General features: G+C 38.0%; 14 protein-coding genes, 4 tRNA genes and 1 pseudogene. 15 read left to right on the plus strand and 4 right to left on the minus strand.

Going from position 1 to position 20,347, the window contains the following annotated elements:
- Positions 1 to 154 precede the first annotated feature (154 nt).
- A pseudogene (cysS, locus tag DBO93_RS04590) lies at positions 155 to 1,536 on the plus strand (cysteine--tRNA ligase).
- A 129-nt stretch (positions 1,537 to 1,665) separates the two neighbouring features.
- Here the strand turns inward: cysS and folD are convergent.
- A complete protein-coding gene (gene folD, locus DBO93_RS04595; RefSeq protein WP_108455278.1) occupies positions 1,666 to 2,520 on the minus strand; it encodes a bifunctional methylenetetrahydrofolate dehydrogenase/methenyltetrahydrofolate cyclohydrolase FolD in 855 nt (284 codons plus the stop codon).
- Positions 2,521 to 2,797: 277 nt separating this feature from the next.
- On the opposite strand from folD, the gene DBO93_RS04600 reads away from it, so the two are divergent.
- The 14 genes from DBO93_RS04600 to DBO93_RS04665 all read left to right on the plus strand — a co-directional run bounded on the left by DBO93_RS04600 (position 2,798) and on the right by DBO93_RS04665 (position 17,482).
- A tRNA-Pro gene (locus tag DBO93_RS04600) sits at positions 2,798 to 2,874 on the plus strand.
- 266 nt (positions 2,875 to 3,140) lie between these two features.
- A tRNA-Arg gene (locus DBO93_RS04605) sits at positions 3,141 to 3,217 on the plus strand.
- Positions 3,218 to 3,224: 7 nt separating this feature from the next.
- Positions 3,225 to 3,300: transfer RNA gene (locus DBO93_RS04610), tRNA-His, on the plus strand.
- A 37-nt stretch (positions 3,301 to 3,337) separates the two neighbouring features.
- Positions 3,338 to 3,414 (plus strand) — tRNA-Pro (locus DBO93_RS04615).
- Between the two features lie 406 nt (positions 3,415 to 3,820).
- Positions 3,821 to 5,128: a trigger factor gene (gene tig, locus DBO93_RS04620; protein WP_108455279.1), complete on the plus strand. Its 1,308-nt coding sequence runs from the start codon at positions 3,821 to 3,823 to the stop codon at positions 5,126 to 5,128.
- Between the two features lie 128 nt (positions 5,129 to 5,256).
- The gene (gene clpP / locus DBO93_RS04625; RefSeq protein ID WP_108457750.1) at positions 5,257 to 5,856 is read left to right on the plus strand and encodes an ATP-dependent Clp endopeptidase proteolytic subunit ClpP; all 600 of its coding nucleotides are present in this window, start codon (positions 5,257 to 5,259) and stop codon (positions 5,854 to 5,856) included.
- Positions 5,857 to 5,948: 92 nt separating this feature from the next.
- Entirely contained in the window at positions 5,949 to 7,226 is a 1,278-nt protein-coding gene (clpX, locus tag DBO93_RS04630) for an ATP-dependent protease ATP-binding subunit ClpX (protein ID WP_108455280.1), read from the plus strand.
- Between the two features lie 151 nt (positions 7,227 to 7,377).
- Positions 7,378 to 9,726: an endopeptidase La gene (gene lon, locus DBO93_RS04635; RefSeq protein WP_108455281.1), complete on the plus strand. Its 2,349-nt coding sequence runs from the start codon at positions 7,378 to 7,380 to the stop codon at positions 9,724 to 9,726.
- 287 nt (positions 9,727 to 10,013) lie between these two features.
- Entirely contained in the window at positions 10,014 to 10,289 is a 276-nt protein-coding gene (gene hupB, locus DBO93_RS04640; protein ID WP_085302046.1) for a nucleoid-associated protein HU-beta, read from the plus strand.
- Positions 10,290 to 10,790: 501 nt separating this feature from the next.
- Entirely contained in the window at positions 10,791 to 12,050 is a 1,260-nt protein-coding gene (ccmI, locus tag DBO93_RS04645) for a c-type cytochrome biogenesis protein CcmI (protein WP_108455282.1), read from the plus strand.
- 148 nt (positions 12,051 to 12,198) lie between these two features.
- Complete coding sequence (locus DBO93_RS04650; RefSeq protein ID WP_108455283.1) at positions 12,199 to 14,187, plus strand: heme lyase CcmF/NrfE family subunit; 1,989 nt, start codon at positions 12,199 to 12,201, stop codon at positions 14,185 to 14,187.
- A gap of 4 nt (positions 14,188 to 14,191) precedes the next feature.
- Positions 14,192 to 14,743 (plus strand): DsbE family thiol:disulfide interchange protein, encoded by a 552-nt coding sequence (locus DBO93_RS04655; protein WP_108455284.1) that lies wholly within the window; start codon positions 14,192 to 14,194, stop codon positions 14,741 to 14,743.
- Entirely contained in the window at positions 14,743 to 15,252 is a 510-nt protein-coding gene (locus DBO93_RS04660) for a cytochrome c-type biogenesis protein (protein WP_239059112.1), read from the plus strand. Before DBO93_RS04655 ends, DBO93_RS04660 begins: the two co-directional genes overlap by 1 nt.
- A gap of 322 nt (positions 15,253 to 15,574) precedes the next feature.
- Positions 15,575 to 17,482 carry a SurA N-terminal domain-containing protein gene (locus DBO93_RS04665; protein ID WP_108455285.1) on the plus strand — a complete coding sequence of 636 codons (1,908 nt, stop codon included), beginning with the start codon at positions 15,575 to 15,577 and terminating at the stop codon, positions 17,480 to 17,482.
- Between the two features lie 178 nt (positions 17,483 to 17,660).
- Here the strand turns inward: DBO93_RS04665 and DBO93_RS04670 are convergent, their stop codons facing one another.
- Genes DBO93_RS04670 through DBO93_RS04680 form a run of 3 tightly spaced genes read right to left on the minus strand, consistent with a single transcriptional unit; the run spans position 17,661 to position 20,328 of the window.
- A complete protein-coding gene (locus DBO93_RS04670) occupies positions 17,661 to 18,446 on the minus strand; it encodes an ATP-binding cassette domain-containing protein (RefSeq protein WP_108455286.1) in 786 nt (261 codons plus the stop codon).
- Complete coding sequence (locus DBO93_RS04675; RefSeq protein WP_108455287.1) at positions 18,443 to 19,435, minus strand: oligopeptide/dipeptide ABC transporter ATP-binding protein; 993 nt, start codon at positions 19,433 to 19,435, stop codon at positions 18,443 to 18,445. The genes DBO93_RS04670 and DBO93_RS04675 overlap by 4 nt, the downstream gene beginning before the upstream one ends.
- Positions 19,435 to 20,328, minus strand: a complete 894-nt coding sequence (locus DBO93_RS04680) for an ABC transporter permease subunit (RefSeq protein WP_108455288.1) — start codon at positions 20,326 to 20,328, stop codon at positions 19,435 to 19,437. The genes DBO93_RS04675 and DBO93_RS04680 overlap by 1 nt, the downstream gene beginning before the upstream one ends.
- Between the last annotated feature and the right edge of the window lie 19 nt (positions 20,329 to 20,347).

Consider the following 20,347-nt stretch of genomic DNA (forward strand, 5'->3'; position numbering starts at 1 on the left):
CAAAATGTCGTCAAAAATTAATCGGTAAATATTACAGCAAATACAGCCAAGCTAATGATTCATTGCAATACTTGGGGTACAATTGCGATAATTCCCACTCTGGGAGTAACAGAATTTAATCAAGTATTGATATTACATAGGAAAAACAGTCGTTATGTTGCAAATTTATAATACCTTAAGCAGGAAAAAAGAAGTTTTTAAGCCGATCACTTCCAACAAGGTAGGTTTATATGTTTGTGGTATTACAATTTATGACCGCTGTCATATTGGCCACGCCAGAACCTATGTTGCTTTCGATATTATTGCCCGTTATTTTAAATATTTAGACTACGACTTAACACACGTGCGTAACATCACTGACGTAGACGATAAAATAATTAAACGTGCCAATGAAAACGGTGAAAGTTGTGAAGACTTAACTTTACGTATGACCGCGCAAATGTATCAAGATTTTGATGATCTTAACATTATGCGCCCCGATATTGCACCGACAGTCACCGGTCATATGAATGAAATTATTGCGTTAGTTGAGCGTTTAATTGAGCGAAAACATGCTTATGTTGCCAGTAATGGTGATGTCATGTTTGAAGTCAGTACTTATAAAGATTACGGTAAATTAAGTTTACAAAATTTAGGTATGTTGCAATCGGGCTCTCGAGTTGACGTTGATGAAGCGAAACGTAGCCCATTAGATTTTGTGCTATGGAAAATGGCAAAGCCTGACGAGCCAAGTTGGGAATCACCTTGGGGAAAGGTCGTCCGGGTTGGCATATTGAATGTTCGGCGATGAATTTAAAGCATTTGGGTGAACATTTTGATATTCATGGTGGCGGCTCTGATTTACAGTTCCCACACCATGAAAATGAAATCGCTCAATCTTGTTGTGCACATGATACACCATATGTTAATTACTGGATGCATGGTGGTATGGTGCAAATAAATAAAGAAAAGATGTCAAAATCTTTAAATAACTTTTTTACTTTGCGCAGTGTACTCGATGAATATGATGCAGAAAGCGTACGTTTCTTTTTAACGTCTAGTCATTACCGCAGCCAATTAAATTATTCACAAGATAATTTAACGCAAGCACGTGCCAGTTTAGAGCGTATCTACACGGCATTACGAGATGTGACACCAACGAAAGTAGAATTAAAAGGCAACGAATACGTTAAGCGTTTTGAAAAAGCGATGGATGATGACTTTAATTGTCCTGAAGCTATGCCAGTGTTATTTGAATTGGCGAAAGAGATCAATCGCATTAAAGCTACAGATATAGCTGAAGCGTCAAAACTTGCTTTTATTTTAGTTTCACTTGGTGAGGTTTTAGGTGTTGCGCAAAATTCACCTGAAGATTTTTTCCAAGGTGGTGATGCTGACAGTGATGAGGTTGCAGAAATCGAAGCCTTAATTAAACAACGTAATGACGCCCGAGCGAATAAAGACTGGGGGATGGCTGATGATGCACGCGATAAGTTAGCCGCATTAAATATTATTCTAGAAGATGGTGCCGGCGGCACAACGTGGCGTAAAGCATAAATTATTTTAAAATATACATTGTTTTAAAATATACACGATTTAAAAAAGAACAGCCTGCAATAGCAGGCTGTTCTTTTTTATTTTTGATTAATCAATCATAAAAACGTGTATTGTCAGAAAGTTATAATTTTAATGATGAAACTTTTCACAAGCAATCAGTGTGTTTTCGATTAAACTTGCAACTGTCATAGGCCCAACTCCCCCTGGAACTGGAGTAATATAAGCGGCACTTTCTTTTGCTTTAGCAAAACCAATATCGCCAACCAGTTTACCGTTATCTAGGCGGTTAATACCCACATCGATCACTATAGCACCGGCTTTAATCCACTCGCCTGGAATAAACTCAGGCTTGCCGACAGCAACAACTAATAGGTCGGCATTTCTTATTTTTGTTTCTAAGTCTTTAGTGAACCTATGGGTTGTGGTTACGGTACAACCTGCTAGTAATAGTTCTAAAGTCATTGGTCGGCCAACAATATTAGAAGCTCCTACAACAACAGCCTCTAGACCATGTGGGTCAATTCCCGTTGACTTAATCAGAGTCATTATGCCTTTTGGGGTGCAAGGACGAAGACCCGGTTGGCGTAATGCTAGCTTGCCGACATTATTAGGGTGAAAGCCATCAACATCTTTCAATGGGCTAATGTGTTCAATAATTAAGTTGGCATCTAAACCTGCAGGCAAGGGTAACTGTACAAGAATGCCATCTATAGCATTATCGTTATTTAATTCGTCGATTAAATTAAAAAGCTCTTTTTGTGTTGTGGTTGGAGGTAAGTCATAAGAACGAGATACAAAACCAACTTCTTCACAGGCTTTTCTTTTGCTACCAACATATACTTGTGATGCAGGATCTGAACCTACTAAAATAACGGCTAACCCTGGCGCACGTAAACCACTTTCTATACGTTTTTGAACTTTATCTTTAACAGAAAGGCGTAGTTGTTGGGCGATCAACTTACCGTCAATAAGAGCTGCAGTCATAATTCTTCACAAAAGGCTAATAAACGTGGCTATTTTCGCATATTAGAAAAGCTATTTGTAGAAAATAAATGCTTTGATTGTCGAAAAAATGATTTCTTGGTGAATAATGGTAAAAAAAGCCGATATTTATATTTTAACAGCCATTATGAGTGGTATTTTAACCAAGATGCTGTAAAAGTGAGCGAACGCACATTTATTTAAAAAAAGTGTTTGACGCGCAACGGGCAACTAGGTAATATCCGCACCCGTTGAGAACGCAAGCGTTTTTAACAAATGTCGGTGATTAGCGCAGCTTGGTAGCGCACTTGGTTTGGGTCCAAGGGGTCGCAAGTTCGAATCTTGCATCACCGACCACTTTTTCTTTCTTAATACTTTAAGTAACTTGAAAGGCTAAGTATTGGTTTGGGTATACTAAAGTTCAGTCGAAGTTTGAATTTTGAATTACCGACCACTTTTTTTTTCTTAATACTTTAAGTAATTTGAAAGGCTAAGTATTGGTTTAGGTATTCTAAAGTTCAGTCACAATTTGAATTTTGTATCACCGACCACTTTTTTACTTTTAAGTGAAAAAGGAATGAACTTTATATAGTTAAGTTTGTTCAGCATCTGTAGGTAAATGTGCGCCCTTAGCTCAGCTGGATAGAGCAACGCCCTTCTAAGGCGTGGGTCGCAGGTTCGAATCCTGCAGGGCGCGCCATACAGTGGTGGCTATAGCTCAGTTGGTAGAGCCCCGGATTGTGATTCCGGTTGTCGAGGGTTCAAGTCCCTTTAGCCACCCCATTTTTTGTATGGGTTGTAGTAAAAGATAAAAGTATATCGGTGATTAGCGCAGCTTGGTAGCGCACTTGGTTTGGGTCCAAGGGGTCGCAAGTTCGAATCTTGCATCACCGACCACTTCTTTTTTTAAGAACTTTATAAAACTACCTTAGTTTTAAGTTCAGTGATGATTTTATGTCGTTAAATTCATTCACAAGTTAGAATTTCATTTTACAAAGCACATTCTCAAACTTTCATACCTAATTTTTTTAATCCTTCATATTCTATATATTAACTTTTTTTAGCGATTTATTAACGCTATAGCACTAAATTTTAATTTATTTGCGTTCTAGGCTCGACTCTTGTTTAAAGCACCGCTATAATTTCGCGTCATTATTTTAATCTGAACATCTTTATTCGGATTTTCCGGGCTCTGCTTGTCAAACAAGTAAGCTGAAAGCACAACTTTGATTTAAGGTTGTGTTGACTATATTTAGATGCGTTATAGAAAGCGTGCATACGCTAAGTTTTTTGAGGTAATTAAATGCAAGTTTCAGTTGAGACTACACAAGGTTTGGAACGTCGTTTAACGATTTCAGTTCCTGCCGAAACAGTAGATGTTGAAGTTAAGAATCGTCTTCGCCACATCGGTAAAACACAGCGTATCAATGGTTTCCGTCCAGGTAAAGTACCAGCGTCAGTTATTCAAAAACGCTATGGTCAATCTGTTCGTCAAGAAGTTGCTGGTGAATTAATGCAACGTAACTTTGTTGATGCGATTGTTGCTGAGAAATTAAACCCAGCAGGTCGTCCTTCATTTATTGCTAAAAGCAATGAAGATGGCAAAGCATTAGAATTTGAAGCAACATTTGAGGTTTACCCTGAAGTTGTTTTAAAAGATTTAGATAAAATAGCAGTAGAACGTCCAGCTGTTGACGTTACTGATGCTGATCTTGATGAAATGTTTGAAACGTTGCAAAACCAGCATAAAACGTGGAAAGAAAACAAACGTAAAACCAAGAAAGGCGACAAACTTACTATCGATTTCAATGGCCGTGTAGACGGTGAAGAATTTGAAGGTGGTAAAGCTGAAGGTTTTGAACTTGAGTTAGGTTCAAACCGCATGATCCCTGGTTTCGAAAAAGAAATCATTGGTATGAAAGCCGGCGATGAAAAAACAATCACCGTAACTTTCCCTGATGATTACCATGCTGAAAAGCTTAAAGGTAAAGATGCAGAGTTTGATATCGTTGTTCACAAAACTGAAGGCGCTGTATTACCTGAAGTAAATGACGAATTTGCTAAATTATTCGGTGTTGAAGAAGGTGGCGTTGCTGCACTTCGCGAAGAAGTTGGTAAAAACATGACTCGTGAGCTTAACCAAGCGGTTAAAGCTAAAGTTAAAGAGCAAGTGATTGAAGGTTTACTCGAAGTGAGTGAATTAGAAATACCTGCTGCTTTAATTGCACAAGAAGTTGATGTGTTACGCAAGCAAGCAATGCAACGTTTTGCTGATCAAATGGATCCAAATAACTTACCTGAACTTCCAGCAGAAATGTTTGAAGAACAAGCTAAAAAGCGTGTTAAAACAGGCTTGCTTCTTGGTGAAGTTATCAAAGTTAACGAATTAAAAGTTGACGAAGCAAAAGTAACTGAGTTAATTGAATCAGCTGCATCAGCTTATGAAGACCCAGCTGAAGTAATCGAGTACTACAAAACTAACAAAGAACTTGCTCAACAAATGCAAAATGTTGCATTAGAAGAGCAGGCTGTTGAGTTCTTACTTGAAAGCGCTAAAGTTAAAAACAAAAAAGCAAGCTTCAAAGATATCATGAATCCTGAAGGTAAATAGACCTTTTAGATTGACATTTTGCTGAGCAATCGCTTAAATGGCTTGTATGGGGACATATGAGCCATTTTTTTATAAAAAAGGAAAGTTAGTTGTTTACTTCTCACAATAATTCTCACGATTTAACGAGTATGACCGAAGGTGCTTTAGTGCCTATGGTTGTTGAGCAAACCGCCAAAGGTGAACGCTCTTACGATATTTATTCAAGACTATTAAAAGAACGCGTTATTTTTCTTTGTGGTCAAGTTGAAGACCACATGGCCAATTTGATTGTTGCGCAATTGCTATTTTTAGAGTCAGAAAGCCCAGATAAAGATATTTATTTATATATCAACTCTCCTGGTGGGTCAGTTACTGCTGGTATGGCTATTTATGACACCATGAAATTTATTAAGCCAAATATTAGTACGGTTTGTATTGGTCAAGCGGCAAGTATGGGCGCATTTTTGCTTTCAGGCGGAGAAAAAGGCAAACGTTACTGTCTACCTAATGCTCGCGTTATGATCCATCAACCACTTGGCGGTTTTCAAGGTCAAGCGTCTGATTTTGAAATACATGCGAAAGAAATTTTGTATATCAAAAGTAAGCTTAACCGCTTAATGGCTGAACATACCGGTCAATCACTTGAAAAAGTATCTGGCGATACTGATCGTGATAATTTCTTAAGCGCAGAGAGTGCGGTTGAATATGGCTTAGTTGATGCCATATTAGAACAAAGAATCGATAAATAACGGACTTCTTTATTATTCGCGTTGTTATTTACGTGATTTATGAAATACTGTTCAGTATTAGTTTGTAAAATTTTAAATATTAGAGGTACCGTATGACCGATATGAAAACAGGTGACGGTGATGACGGTAAGCTACTGTATTGCTCGTTTTGTGGTAAAAGCCAGCATGAAGTACGTAAGTTAATTGCAGGCCCTTCTGTGTTTGTTTGCGATGAATGTGTTGAGTTATGTAACGACATTATTCGTGAAGAAATTAAAGAAATTTCGCCCAAGCAAGATAAAGAAAGCTTACCAACGCCAAAAGAAATTCGTGAAAGCTTAGATGACTATGTTATCGGGCAAGAACATGCTAAAAAAGTGCTCGCTGTAGCGGTTTATAATCACTATAAACGTTTACGCAATGGCGACTCACATAATGGTGTAGAGCTTAGCAAAAGTAATATTTTGCTAATTGGTCCTACAGGTAGTGGTAAAACATTGTTAGCGCAGACATTAGCGCGCTTACTTGATGTACCATTTACTATGGCGGATGCTACAACATTAACTGAAGCAGGTTATGTGGGTGAAGATGTTGAAAACATCATCCAGAAGTTATTGCAAAAATGTGATTATGACGTTGAGAAAGCACAACGTGGTATTGTTTACATTGACGAAATTGATAAAATTTCGCGTAAATCAGACAATCCTTCTATTACTCGCGACGTTTCTGGTGAAGGTGTTCAACAAGCACTGTTAAAGCTTATTGAAGGCACAATTGCTTCTGTTCCTCCGCAAGGTGGTCGTAAGCATCCACAACAAGAGTTTTTACAGGTAGATACCTCTAAAATCCTGTTTATCTGTGGTGGCGCATTTGCTGGTTTAGATAAAGTGGTAGAGCAACGTTGTCATACCGGTACAGGTATTGGTTTTGGTGCTACTGTTCGTGGCAAAGACCAAGAGAAAACTTTAACGCAACGTTTTCAGGATGTAGAGCCAGAAGATTTAGTTAAATACGGTTTGATACCAGAATTTATTGGTCGTTTACCAGTAGTAGCAACGTTAACTGAACTTGATGAAAGTGCACTAATTCAAATATTACAAGAGCCTAAAAATGCGTTAACTAAGCAATTTAAAGCGCTATTTGATATGGAAAACGTCGAGCTTGAATTCAGAGAAGATGCTTTATCTGCTATTGCCCATAAAGCGATGGTTCGTAAAACTGGTGCTCGTGGTTTAAGATCTATCGTTGAAGGGGTTTTACTTGAAACCATGTATGAAATACCTTCAATGGACAATGCCGTTAAAGTCGTCGTTGATGAAACGGTTATTAAAGGCGAATCTAAGCCAATTATTATTTTTGAAACGCAGCAAGATAAAGCGTCTTCAGAATAATAACTAAGCTAATTTAATTCTAAAAGTGACGTTAACCAATTTGGGTAACGTCACTTTTTTTTATTCATCAGTTGAAAGTATTTACAAACACCCCATATACAATTACATATCTTTAAAAATCACATCATATTATTCACCGAGAGAGTAACCAATGACTAAAGAGTTATCTGGCGTAGTTGAAATTCCCGTATTAGCCTTACGTGATGTCGTTGTCTATCCACAAATGGTTATCCCATTGTTTGTTGGTCGCGAAAAATCTATCCGTTGTCTTGATATTGCTAATGAAAATGATAAGCAAATTTTTCTTGTTGCACAAAAAGATGCAGCAGTTGACGACCCCAAACAAAGTGATTTATACCAAACGGGTACAATTGCTACCATCTTACAAATGCTTAAGTTGCCTGACGGTACGGTTAAAGTACTGGTTGAAGGTGTTCGTCGTGCTCAAATAACTGAATATGTTGAAACCGACGAGTATTTTACTGCCAACGCAGAGTTTCTTAATGTGGAAGGTGTTCCTGATGATAGTACTGAAGTATTAATACGCTCTGCTATTTCTCAGTTCGAAGGCTACGTTAAATTAAATAAGAAAATACCACCTGAAGTATTAACGTCAGTATCAGGTATTGATGATGCCGAGCAGTTAGCAGATACCATGGCAGCGCATATGCCGCTTAAATTGGTTGATAAACAAAAAGTTTTAGAAATTACCCATGTTTCAGAGCGCCTTGAGTTTTTGATGGCGTTAATGGAAGGTGAGATTGACCTGCTGCAAGTTGAGAAGAAAATTCGCACGCGTGTTAAAAAACAAATGGAAAAAAGTCAGCGTGAGTACTATTTGAATGAGCAAATGAAAGCTATTCAAAAAGAACTTGGTGATGATGAAGAAGGTACCAACGAAGTTGAGCAAATAGAAAAACAGATTGAAGCTGCTCAAATGCCTAAAGAGGCTAAAGAAAAAACCTTAACTGAATTGAAAAAATTGAAAATGATGTCGCCAATGTCTGCTGAGGCAACTGTTGTGCGTAGTTATATCGATTGGATGATCAGTGTACCGTGGAAAAAACGCAGTAAATTAAAGCGTAATCTTAAGTTAGCACAAGAAGTGTTAGACAAAGATCACTACGGACTTGATAAAGTTAAAGAGCGTATATTAGAGTATTTGGCCGTTCAGCAACGTGTGAGTCAACTAAAAGGACCGATACTTTGTTTAGTAGGACCTCCTGGTGTCGGTAAAACATCATTAGGGCAGTCTATTGCAAAATCAACTGGCCGAAAATATGTGCGCATGGCATTAGGTGGTGTACGTGATGAAGCTGAAATACGTGGTCATAGAAGAACTTACATTGGTTCTTTACCTGGCAAGCTAATTCAAAAAATAGCGAAAGTAGGCGTTAAAAATCCACTATTTTTGTTAGATGAAATAGATAAAATGGCTTCTGATATGCGTGGTGATCCAGCTTCTGCACTTCTAGAGGTACTAGATCCTGAGCAGAATAGTAGTTTTAATGACCATTACTTAGAAGTTGATTATGATCTTTCTGATGTAATGTTTGTTGCTACATCTAATAGCATGGATATTCCTGGACCATTACTTGATCGTATGGAAGTTATTCGTTTGTCGGGCTATACCGAAGATGAAAAACTCAATATTGCGAAAAATCATTTGTTAAATAAGCAAATCGAACGCAATGGTTTAAAGAGTACAGAAATTGAAATTGAAGACAGCGCTATTATTGGTATTATTCGATATTACACGCGTGAAGCAGGTGTGCGTGCGTTAGAGCGCGACATATCTAAGTTATGTCGAAAAGCAGTGAAATCGATACTGTTAGACAAAAAAGTTAAAAAAGTAACGATTAACCAAGATAACTTATCCGACTTTTTAGGCGTTCAACGCTTTGATTATGGTAAAGCTGACGATGAAAACCGTGTAGGTCTAGTCACGGGTCTTGCTTGGACACAAGTTGGTGGTGAGTTACTTACGATTGAAACTGCTTCTGTACCTGGTAAAGGCAAGTTAAGTTATACCGGCTCGCTAGGTGATGTTATGCAAGAGTCAATACAAGCTGCGATGACAGTGGTACGCAGTCGCACAGAAAAATTACGTATTAATGAAGATTTTCATGAAAAACGCGATATTCATGTGCATGTGCCAGAAGGTGCAACGCCGAAAGATGGTCCAAGTGCCGGTATTGGCATGTGTACCGCTTTAGTATCAAGCTTAACAGGTAATCCGGTGAGAGCTGATGTCGCTATGACAGGCGAAATTACATTGCGTGGTGAAGTATTAGCTATTGGCGGTTTAAAAGAAAAATTACTTGCAGCGCATCGCGGTGGTATAAAAACGGTTATTATTCCGAAAGATAATGAGCGAGATTTGAAAGAAATACCTGACAATGTTAAAGCAGATTTAGCCATTTATCCGGTTAAATGGATAGACGAAGTGTTGAAAATTGCTTTAGAACATCCGGTTGAAAAGTGGCAATCAGATAAATAAATGGCTAAAAAACAGCTGTTTTTGTTAAAAAACTTAAAAAAATAGCGAAAATTTCGAAAAAAATGCAATTAACGCTTTTCAAACGCTGAAACTATGGTAAGTTAATGACGCTGATAACGCTAGAGCCCCTACGTATAAGGGGCATAGTAGAGATAAAAATAATTATCAATATTTTTAGTTTTCTTTAACTCGGCGCTTGATGTTCAAAAAGAAGCAAAATATAAGGCTTCTGCAGGACGCTAAACAGAAGATAGCGCTGAATAATAACACTTGAAGGGGAATACACTGTGAATAAATCTCAACTAATCGAGAAAATTGCTGCTGGCGCTGACATTTCTAAAGCTGCGGCTGGTCGTGCATTAGATTCATTTATCGAAGCAGTTACAGAAGAATTAAAGGGTGGCGATCAAGTTGCTCTTGTAGGTTTTGGTACTTTTTCAGTACGTGACCGTGCAGCACGCACAGGCCGTAACCCACAAACTGGTGCGACTATTGAAATCGCAGCAGCTAAAATTCCATCTTTTAAAGCTGGTAAAGCACTTAAAGATGCATGTAATGGCTAATCTTTAGCTTTGCTATAGATTACTTATTAAGCCGCTTTTTAAGCGGCTTAATTGTATCTGAGATATCAAAAATATTAACTCACCGGTACAGATTAATAAAAGTACCCACTTCTCGCTATTCCTGTCACGCGACACCTCTCATACTATACCCAAAGAGCGCTGCTTAAATTTTAAAAAACTAAGTTTAATAAATTTTATGCAAGGCAGTACATTTTCATTACATCTTCACATTTTTTTTTATGATATTTTATTTTTATTAGATTCATTATTACTTTCTAATCATTATCAAGAAAAACGCTTAACCCATGAAGAATCTAACTTTCCAATACGCTTAATGCGCTGATTTTTCGGACGGAATTGCTAGGAAAAATAGATGATAATTGTTACTCTACGACGCGATTAAAAAGTATGTATAAATTGATTGGCGTTAATTAAAGTTTCTACAAGGCTAATATCAAACGAATTAAGTGATTGCTTTAACATAGGTATAAATTAAATAATATGATTACATTCTGGCTGGCAATTTTATCATTGATAGTGATTGCATTACTTATTGTCTGGCGTATTTTTTCTTCATCTAAAGATACTGTCGGTGCTGAAAATATCAATATTCGTCAAGAAACCAACGTCACGCTTTATCATGAACACCTAGCCCAACTTGAGACTGATTTAGCTGAAGGCAGCATTGAGCAAGATAGCTACCTGCAGTTGAAAGCAGAGTTAGATAAAACATTGTTGCAAGATGCCAATTCAACTCGCACCCTCAATGTAGAACAAAATACAAGATCTTGGTTGTGGCCACTTGTCATTGCATTAAGTGTGGTGAGCTTTAGCTTTTTTAGTTACATGAAGCTTGGTTCTTATCAATTATTAAACACCCCTGTAGCAATCGAAAGTAGTGATCATAGTCAATTAACACCAGAGCAGATGTTAGCTTTTCGACTACAGCAACTTGAGCAAGTAGTCGCTGATGAGCCTGAAAATGCAGAGGCTTGGTTTAGCTTAGGTCAAGCTTATATCTCTGTTGGTAAATTTGATAATGCGATAGCGGCGTTTGATAAAGTTATGGAACAAGTTGGCGAACACGCTGAAATATTGGGACCAAAAGCCCAAGCTATGTATTATAAAAATGATCAGCAAATAGATGCTGGTGTTCAGCGTGTGATTGATCAAGCATTAGCGTTAGACTCGCTAGATCCGGCAACCAATATTTTACTTGGCATGGATAGTTTTAGTCATCAAGATTTTGCTAAGGCGGTTCAGTATTGGGAAGTGGTATTAAACAGTGAGCGACCTGGCATAAGCACCGATGCGCTAGCTGATGCGGTTGAAGAAGCTAAAAACCAATTACGCCTGCGTAATGAGTCAGCTCCTTTGGTTAATGATAACAAAACATCTGACATGAGTTTGCCTCACCTCACCGTTGAAGTTTCTTTAGCGTCTAGTCTGCAAGAGCAATTAATCAGTGGTGATGATAAAACCGTATTTATATACGCTATAGCTGCCGATGGTCCTCGTATGCCATTAGCTGCAGTTAAAATAAAAACCAGTGATTTACCTGTCACTATCGTATTAGATGATTCACAAGCCATGACACCGCAAATGCGCCTCAGTAGTGTCAATAAAGTTCATATTTACGCAGTAGTGTCTATGCAAGGTAGTGTGGGTATTAAGTCAGGTGATTTTAAAGCAGAAATGTTGAATGTAGACACCATGACAAAAACTCCAATAACGATGGAAATTTCAATACAAGTTCCTTAAAGAGCTTTTAAAGTGCTGAGGTGAGGTTATTAACGTGACTTTACCGTATTTTTACTTAATTATGAGCTGATTTGGCGCTAGTCTTGACTAGCTATAATCAGCTAAACTAATTGCCATAATGTTTTAACATTGATTTACAGGAATTATCATGATCCCAGAGCTCGGCCATTTCGCACTCATTATCGGGTTAGCTTTCGCATTATGTTTAAGCATAGTGCCACTTATCGGTGTAGCGAGAAATAATCAGCAACTTATCAATAGTGCTAAGCCACTAAGTTTTGGCTTATTCTTATTTGTTGGTATTAGTATTTTTCTATTAGCTTATAGTTTTACTGTTGATGACTTTTCGGTCAAATATATTGCTAACCATTCAAATAGTTTATTACCTTATTACTTCAAAATAAGTGCGGTTTGGGGCGGGCATGAAGGCTCAATGCTGTTATGGATTTTTTCTCTAACTTTATGGACATTTGCGGTTAGTATTTATAGTAAGCAACTCGAAAAAGAGTTTGTTGCACGTGTTTTAGCGATAATGGGCATGATAGCGGTTGGCTTTATCTTTTTTACCTTACTCACTTCTAACCCTTTTGAGCGATTATTACCAAACTTCCCGCTAGAAGGCCAAGATCTAAACCCTCTGTTACAAGATATAGGCTTAATCATTCACCCGCCAATGCTATACATGGGTTATGTTGGTTTTTCAGTCGCGTTTGCTTTTGCTATCGCAGCCTTAATGGCAGGTAAAATGGATGCAGCGTGGGCACGTTGGTCTCGTCCATGGACCGTTGCTGCTTGGTCATTTTTATCTGTAGGCATCGCACTAGGTAGTTGGTGGGCATATTATGAACTCGGTTGGGGTGGTTGGTGGTTTTGGGATCCTGTTGAAAATGTTTCATTTATGCCATGGCTTGCCGGTACTGCGCTGATTCATGCTTTAGCGGTTACTGAACAACGAAATACATTTAAGCATTGGACATTACTGTTAGCTATTTTGACCTTTTCTTTAAATTTATTAGGGGCATTTTTAGTACGTTCAGGGGTTATTACCTCAGTGCATTCGTTTGCCGTTGACCCAGGACGTGGCCTTTACTTACTTATTTTATTAGCAATCGCAGTAGGTGGTTCGTTGACACTTTATGCCTTTAGAGCTGCAAAAGTGAGTAGTCCTAGTCGTTTCACCTTTTATTCTCGTGAAAATACGATACTAGTGGCAATATCAATATTGATCACAGCAACGGTAACTATTTTACTTGGCACGTTATATCCCATGATTATTGATGCTATGGGATTAGGTAAAATATCAGTTGGCGCACCATATTTTAATGCGGTTTTTGTTCCTATGATGATTGCGCTTTTCTGCTTTATGGGGATTGGTCCACTTATTAGATGGAAAAAGGCACGTAAAGGCGAGCTATCTAAGCATTTAAATGTTATCTCAATTGTGAGTGTTATTTTTGGTGCAGCTTGGCCATTTATTTTCGCGGGTGAGTTTAGCATTAGCGCATTTATTGGAATGACCCTGGGGTGCTGGATTGTGTTAGCGGTGCTTAAAGATGTTTTCAATAATGCAAAACAAGTTGATGGTAGTTTTAAATTTTCAGCCGTGCCACTTAATCATATAGGTATGGCAGTTGCACATGCCGGTATCGCAGTTACTGTGATAGGTGTGACTATGGTTTCAACCTATGAACAAGAAATTAACGTTAAAATGGCTGCTGGAGAAAGTACAACTTTATCAGGTTATACCATAGAGTTTGGCGGCACTAAAAATATATTAGGGCCAAACTACAGTGCAGTCCAAGGCCAAGTTAAGGTGTCTATTGATAATAAGTTTGTCACATTATTGCAACCAGAACAGCGTACATACAAGGTACAACGTTCAGGTATGACAGAAGCCGCCATTCATACAACGTTATGGCGTGATATATATGTAGCATTAGGCGAGCCACTTGATAAAAACACTTGGTCAATGCGTTTATATTATAAACCCTTTATTGTATGGATTTGGCTAGGCGCATTCTTAATGGCGATAGGGGGCTTTTTAGCAATATTAAGTAAACGTTATCGTAAACGAGTATTAGCACCAAAACAGAAAGACCCTGAACAATCGAACCCTGCAGTTTTAAAAGAGGCGTAAATTAGTGAAAAGTATTATTCGTTTTATACCATTAATTTTATTTGTTTTATTGGGTGTGTTGCTTTATCGAGGATTATTTCTTAATCCTCAAGCGATGCCGTCAGCAATGATAGGTAAACCATTACCTAATTTTGAATTACCTATGTTGAAGGCAACGGAACAAAAAGTTGGACGAGAAGATTTAAAAGGTAATATTGTCCTTCTTAATGTTTGGGCCACTTGGTGTATTCAATGTAAATATGAACATCCATACTTACTTGAGATAGCAAAAGACCCACGAATAAAGCTTTACGGGCTTAATTTTACCGATGACCATAGTGCAGCTTTGCGTTGGTTAAAACAGTATAAAGACCCTTATGTATTCTCTATTTTTGATGAACAAGGAGCTTTGGGATTAGACATTGGCGTATTTGGTGCACCTGAAACTTTTGTGATTGATCACACTGGCGTTATTCGTAAACGTTTTGCTGGACCTATTAATACTGAAGTATGGAAAAAAGAATTTTTACCGCTAATTGAAACATTAGAAACGGAAATGGCCCAAGGTGCTTCTTAATGCATAACGTCCTAATTAAAAAAGCTTTATTGGTTAAGCAAATGCTAGGCTACGTATTTGCCTGCTTACTGTTAAGTACTATTGGTCTAACGAGTGTAAATGCAAACCCAGTAGATACCTTTGAATTTAATGACGAAGTAACTAAAGTCCGATTTCAAGTGCTCTCTAAAGAGTTACGTTGTCCAAAATGTCAAAATCAAAACTTAGCCGATTCTAACTCAAAAATTGCCGTTGATTTAAGAAAAAACCTTTATAACTTGTTACAAGAAGGTAAAACCGATCAGGAAATTATTGATTTTATGGTTTATCGCTACGGTGACTTTGTTCTCTACAGACCACCGTTGAAAGAGCAAACCTATATTTTATGGTTTGGTCCAATTGTCATCCTTTTAGGGTTTATTCTCGGTGTGGTATTTGTGCTAAGAAAGCGCAGTAAGTTGAAAACCAATGAGCTTGACTTGTCGGTGCAAGAACAAGCTAATTTGGACGATATTCTTAACAAGAAATAAACCAATAAAGTGCGTCGTGATTATCCGAAGGTGAACACAATGAAATAGCGACGTTGAACACATAATTGATGCTTATTTGAGCGTTATTTGTGCGTTAGAGTAAAAGAGTTTCATTTTGATAATTATTGGGCTAACATGCCCGTTCATATCGCGATTTTAAAGCATATAAGTTAATTAAATAATTTGTTTGATTTGCTATAGAAGTTAAATTTTACTTTTATACACTCATCAGTTTTTATTTACTTTATGTATAATAGCGGTAATTTAATACCGCAGATAAAGTCGCCCGGAAAGTAAAATACCCGCGTGTAAAGAGATAAAGATGTTAGAAAATATTCGAGAAAGCTCTCAAGGATTAACCGCTAAGATTATTCTTGGTTTTATTATTTTAACCTTCGCTGTTGCCGGCATTGGTAGCTACAGTAATTCAGTTGATTCGTCAGTTGCTGACGTCAATGGTGAAAAAATTACACAAGATGAGTTTAATAAAGCTTATCAAGAACAACGTAATCGTATGGCGCAACAGTTTGGTGAAATGTTTGAAACGTTATCATCTGATCCTGGCTACATGAGTAACTTTCGTAAGGGCGTTGTTGATAACTTAATTAACCAAAAACTTATTGACCAAAACTCAGAAATGCTTGCCATTCGAGTTGCTGACCAACGAATTAAAAGTACTATTCGCAATATGCCAGAATTTCAAGTGGACGGTGTTTTTGATAACAACCGCTACTTAGCGATGATTAACCAAGCTGGTTTTTACCAATCGTCTGATTTTCGCGATTACTTACGTACTGAAATGACACGTCGTCAATTAACTCAGGCATTGGTTGCAAGCGAATTTAGCTTACCTTACCAAGAAAGTATGTTTTCAGCTTTACAGAATCAAGAACGTGATATTCGTTTTGCTACCATTAATGCTGAGCAATTTAAAGCTACTATCGAACTAAGCGATGAAGAGGTAAATGATTATTACCTTGAAAACCAGTCACGTTTCGAGAACCAAGAACAAGTAAAAGTAAATTATATTACGCTTGATGTTAATACCATTGCCAGCAAGGTAGTGTTAACAGACGCAGATGTTAAAGCTTATTATCAAAGTAATATCAGCCAATATCGCGATGAAGAAAAACGTCGTGTTGCTCATATTCTAATTGAATTTGGTGATGATGAAGCTAAAGCTAAAGCCGATACAGAAGCGTTACTTGCAAAAATAAATGCCGGTGAAGACTTTGCTACTTTAGCGAAAGAAAATTCAGCTGATACTTTCAGTGGTGAAAATGGCGGCGACTTAGATTGGATTGACGCTGGTGTAATGGATGCTGCTTTTGATGAAGCCGCTTTTGCATTAACAGGTGTTGGTAGTGTAAGTGAAGTGGTTAAAACAGATTTTGGGTTCCACATCATTAAACTTACTGACTACAAAGCTGAAAACGTTCAAACGTTATCTGAAGTGCGTGAAGATATAGTCAAAAAAGCTAAAAGCGAAAAAGCGCAAGATAAATTCTTTGAGCTTCAACAAGAAGTTGCGCGTTTAAGTTTCGAGTTCCCAGATAGCTTAGACGATGCTGCTGGTGCAATTAATGCGACAGTTAAAACCTCTGGTTGGTTAACACGCGGTGCCAATGTAGCACCTTTTAATGAAAGTGCTGCTGTAGATGCTGCCTTTTCAGATATTGTAGTTAATGAGCAGTTAAACTCAGATGTTATTGAAGTAAGTGATACTTTAGCAATCGTTATGCGTTTGAATGAATATCAAGATGCGAGTATTAAACCGCTTGCTGATGTAAGTGCGCAAATTAAAAGTATTTTGGTTGCTAAAAAAGCATCTGAAAAAGCACAAACAGTTGCTGATGAGTTACTCGCTGCATTTAAGTCAGGTACTGATATTACCGAACAATTAAGTGCTATTGGCGCAACTATGGAAACTAAAACAGCTGTTACACGTGTTGGAAGTGGCTTAGATGCTAGTTTAGCTCGTGAAGCGTTTAAATTACCTAAGCCTAATGATGGTGCGGTATCAGCAACAACAGTTAATTTAAGTAACGGTAATCTGGCGCTACTTGAAGTGCAATCTGTCAAGGTAGGCGAAGCGAAAGACTCTCCAAACTTGTCACAGCAGCTAACTCAGCAATTAGCACAAGCGTCTTATTTAAGTTATGTAGAATCACTTAAAGTCGGTGCAGAGATTGTACGTAAAGAAGTACAGGCGCCAACTACGCAATACTAGTTGTAAAGCTTTTATAAAAAAACCAGCCGATTGGCTGGTTTTTTGTTTTTAATTACTGGTTATTAATTTTATAGCTTTTTATTTTAAGTCGCAGTGTAACTGGCTAGGTAATTACTCGGTCTGAATACCCTTCAAGTGATCAAGCGTTAAAGCGTTCAAGCTCCTTGGTTAAGACAAGTTAATGGTTCAATAGTTGAAAGCGTTGGCTCATGATCAGTTTTTTAGTGTATTTGTGCTTTGGCTTTTTCAAAATATCCATTGTTTTTCCAGTCTCTAATACTTTCCCTTCACACATCACCATCATTTCATCACTGAAGTGCCTAACAATACCTAAGTTGTGCGAAATTAATATAAATGCCAATCCCATCTGCTGCTGTAAATCGAGCAATAAATTAATCATTTGAGAACGTAAAGATGGATCGAGAGACGCTAATGCTTCATCAAGAATAATAACTTGTGGTTGTAATATAATTGCTCGGGCCAATGAAATACGCTGCTTTTGACCACCAGAAAACATATGTGGATAAAAGCTCATATGATCTGCCAATAAACCCACCTTTTGCAATGTTTCTCTTATCAATTGATGGCGTTCACTTTCATCTAGATTGGTATTGAGACGCAAAGGCTCATCAAGTAATTGCTCAATGGTTAAACTTGGGTTTAACGTTGTTCCTGAGTCTTGAAATATCATTCTAATGTGCTGACAACGTTGCTTAAAGTTGCCAGGAGCTAAGGTTTGACCATTCAAGCGAATATCGCCTGTTGTAGGTAACTCTGCACCTACAAGTAACTTGGCAATGGTTGATTTTCCTGAGCCAGTTTCTCCGACAATAGCTAAGGTTTTATGTGGCATAATATCAAAGGAAATAGGCTCTAACGCCGTGACACATTTTTTGTTAAACCAATAATTTTTGTCTTTATAGGTTTTACTTAAATTACTGACTTGTAATAATACCGTACTCACGAGTAGCTATCCTTAAGTGGAAAATGGCAACTCACTTGATGACTATGAAAGTTTTTAATTTTTGGTGCATCCACACACTTTTGTTGCGCACGAGGGCATCTTGGACCCAAGCGGCACCCAATAGGTAAATGTTGTAATATAGGAATACTGCCAGGCAATGTCATTAAACGAGATTTACTAGGGATCATCCTATTCGCTCTCGGGCTACTATCAACTAAAGCACGTGTATAAGGATGATAGGGTTGGTTAAATATTTGCTCTGTTGTTCCTGCTTCAACAAATTGTCCGCTGTACATTACGGTAATCGTATTTGTCCAATGTGTTACGTTTTCTAAATCATGACTTATCAATAATATTGACATATTTTTAAGTTGATTTAAGCTCGCCAATAGGCGAAATATTTGGCCTTGGTTTGTACTTTCCATCGCTGCGGTTGGTTCATCAGCAATCAATAGCATTGGACGTCTAGCAAGTGCCATTGCAATCATAACGCGTTGACATAAAGCGTCGGTGAGTTGATGTGGATAGCTTTTTACACATACTTCATGTTGCTTGATACCAACTTTATGCAATAAGTTAATTGCGGCTTGTTTTCTTTGTTGACGTTTCTGCCAAAAAAAACCAGTAAGTTGCTCGAAGTCTACCGCTTCCTCTAATTGCTCGCCAATAGTCGTAGTGGGGTCTAAACACGCCATAGGCTCTTGAAATATCATTGCAACGTCTTTAGATATAACTGCTTTACGCTCTGCGGGTGAAAGACGCATGAGGTCATTACCACGCCAATGAAAGCGATCGGCGTCTACGCGCCATTTTTCATCAAGCACGCCTACAATTGCTTGCGCAAGTAATGACTTCCCTGAACCAGACTCACCAACCAAGCCGCGGACTTCACCTTCTTTCATGGTGAGGTTGACACGATCAACAGCATATATGGGTTTTGATGCTGTTTTTAGCTCAATAGATAGATTACGTATATCAATTAGATTCATTAGTTTTCCTTGCGCACTTTTAATGCATGGCGCATGCCTTCACCCACTAAGTTCGTCGCTACAACCGAAAATAAAATAGCTAAACCAGGAAGGTATACTGTCCATGGCGCAATATAGAATAAATCAATACCGTTAGCTAGCATTGCACCCCATTCAGGCATTGGAATAGGCGCGCCTAAACCCAAAAAGCCAAGTGCGGCTATATCTAAAATAGCGGCTGATTGTGCAAGTGTTGCTTGGCTAATAAGTTTTTCGATTATATTAGGGAAAATAGAATAACGTAAAAGCCGAAGTGAACTCGCACCATCAAGGCGTGATGCCAATACATAATCTTTCGCAAACTCTTCGCGTACAGCGTTTCGAGTTATGTGTACAAACTGCGGTATTAATACCATGATAATGGCCCATAAGGTGTTTTCTAAACCTGGGCCGAGTATTGCGACAATGATAATCGCTAACAATAATGAAGGTATTGACAAGATCACATCAAGAAAGTGGTTCAAAAAGCTAGATTTAATACCAGAAGTTAACGCTGATAGTGAGCCAATGACAACGCCAATCGCTAACGATGCAACAACAACAATAATACTTAAGCCAAAAGTGAGTGATGTACCATGAATCAAGCGCGATAACATGTCGCGGCCAAGGTTGTCTGTACCAAGTAAAAAACTCACATTACCATCGTCACTCCATGCGGGTGGCAAAAGCAAGTGATCTAAATGGTTCTCTACTGAAGAATAAGGGGTAATAACATTAGCCAGTACTGCAAGTGCAATAAGAAACAAGAAACAGCCAAAGCCAATAAGCACGACAGGCGGCTCTTTAAAGTTATGCCATAGTTGCATTAATGGTGTTGGAAACTCTTCTTCCTGATATATTTTATCTCGTGGCATTACGTGGCTCCCTAGCTAA

Source organism: Colwellia sp. Arc7-D, from assembly GCF_003061515.1.
Lineage (GTDB): Bacteria > Pseudomonadota > Gammaproteobacteria > Enterobacterales > Alteromonadaceae > Cognaticolwellia.

What these genes read in the sequence shown, in the direction of transcription:
- folD (WP_108455278.1), bottom strand. Translation starts at nt 2,520, where the DNA reads ATGACTGCAGCTCTTATTGACGGTAAGTTGATCGCCCAACAACTACGC.
- tig (WP_108455279.1), top strand. Translation starts at nt 3,821, where the DNA reads ATGCAAGTTTCAGTTGAGACTACACAAGGTTTGGAACGTCGTTTAACG.
- clpP (WP_108457750.1), top strand. Translation starts at nt 5,257, where the DNA reads ATGACCGAAGGTGCTTTAGTGCCTATGGTTGTTGAGCAAACCGCCAAA.
- clpX (WP_108455280.1), top strand. Translation starts at nt 5,949, where the DNA reads ATGACCGATATGAAAACAGGTGACGGTGATGACGGTAAGCTACTGTAT.
- lon (WP_108455281.1), top strand. Translation starts at nt 7,378, where the DNA reads ATGACTAAAGAGTTATCTGGCGTAGTTGAAATTCCCGTATTAGCCTTA.
- ccmI (WP_108455282.1), top strand. Translation starts at nt 10,791, where the DNA reads ATGATTACATTCTGGCTGGCAATTTTATCATTGATAGTGATTGCATTA.
- DBO93_RS04650 (WP_108455283.1), top strand. Translation starts at nt 12,199, where the DNA reads ATGATCCCAGAGCTCGGCCATTTCGCACTCATTATCGGGTTAGCTTTC.
- DBO93_RS04660 (WP_239059112.1), top strand. Translation starts at nt 14,743, where the DNA reads ATGCATAACGTCCTAATTAAAAAAGCTTTATTGGTTAAGCAAATGCTA.
- DBO93_RS04665 (WP_108455285.1), top strand. Translation starts at nt 15,575, where the DNA reads ATGTTAGAAAATATTCGAGAAAGCTCTCAAGGATTAACCGCTAAGATT.
- DBO93_RS04675 (WP_108455287.1), bottom strand. Translation starts at nt 19,435, where the DNA reads ATGAATCTAATTGATATACGTAATCTATCTATTGAGCTAAAAACAGCA.
- DBO93_RS04680 (WP_108455288.1), bottom strand. Translation starts at nt 20,328, where the DNA reads ATGCCACGAGATAAAATATATCAGGAAGAAGAGTTTCCAACACCATTA.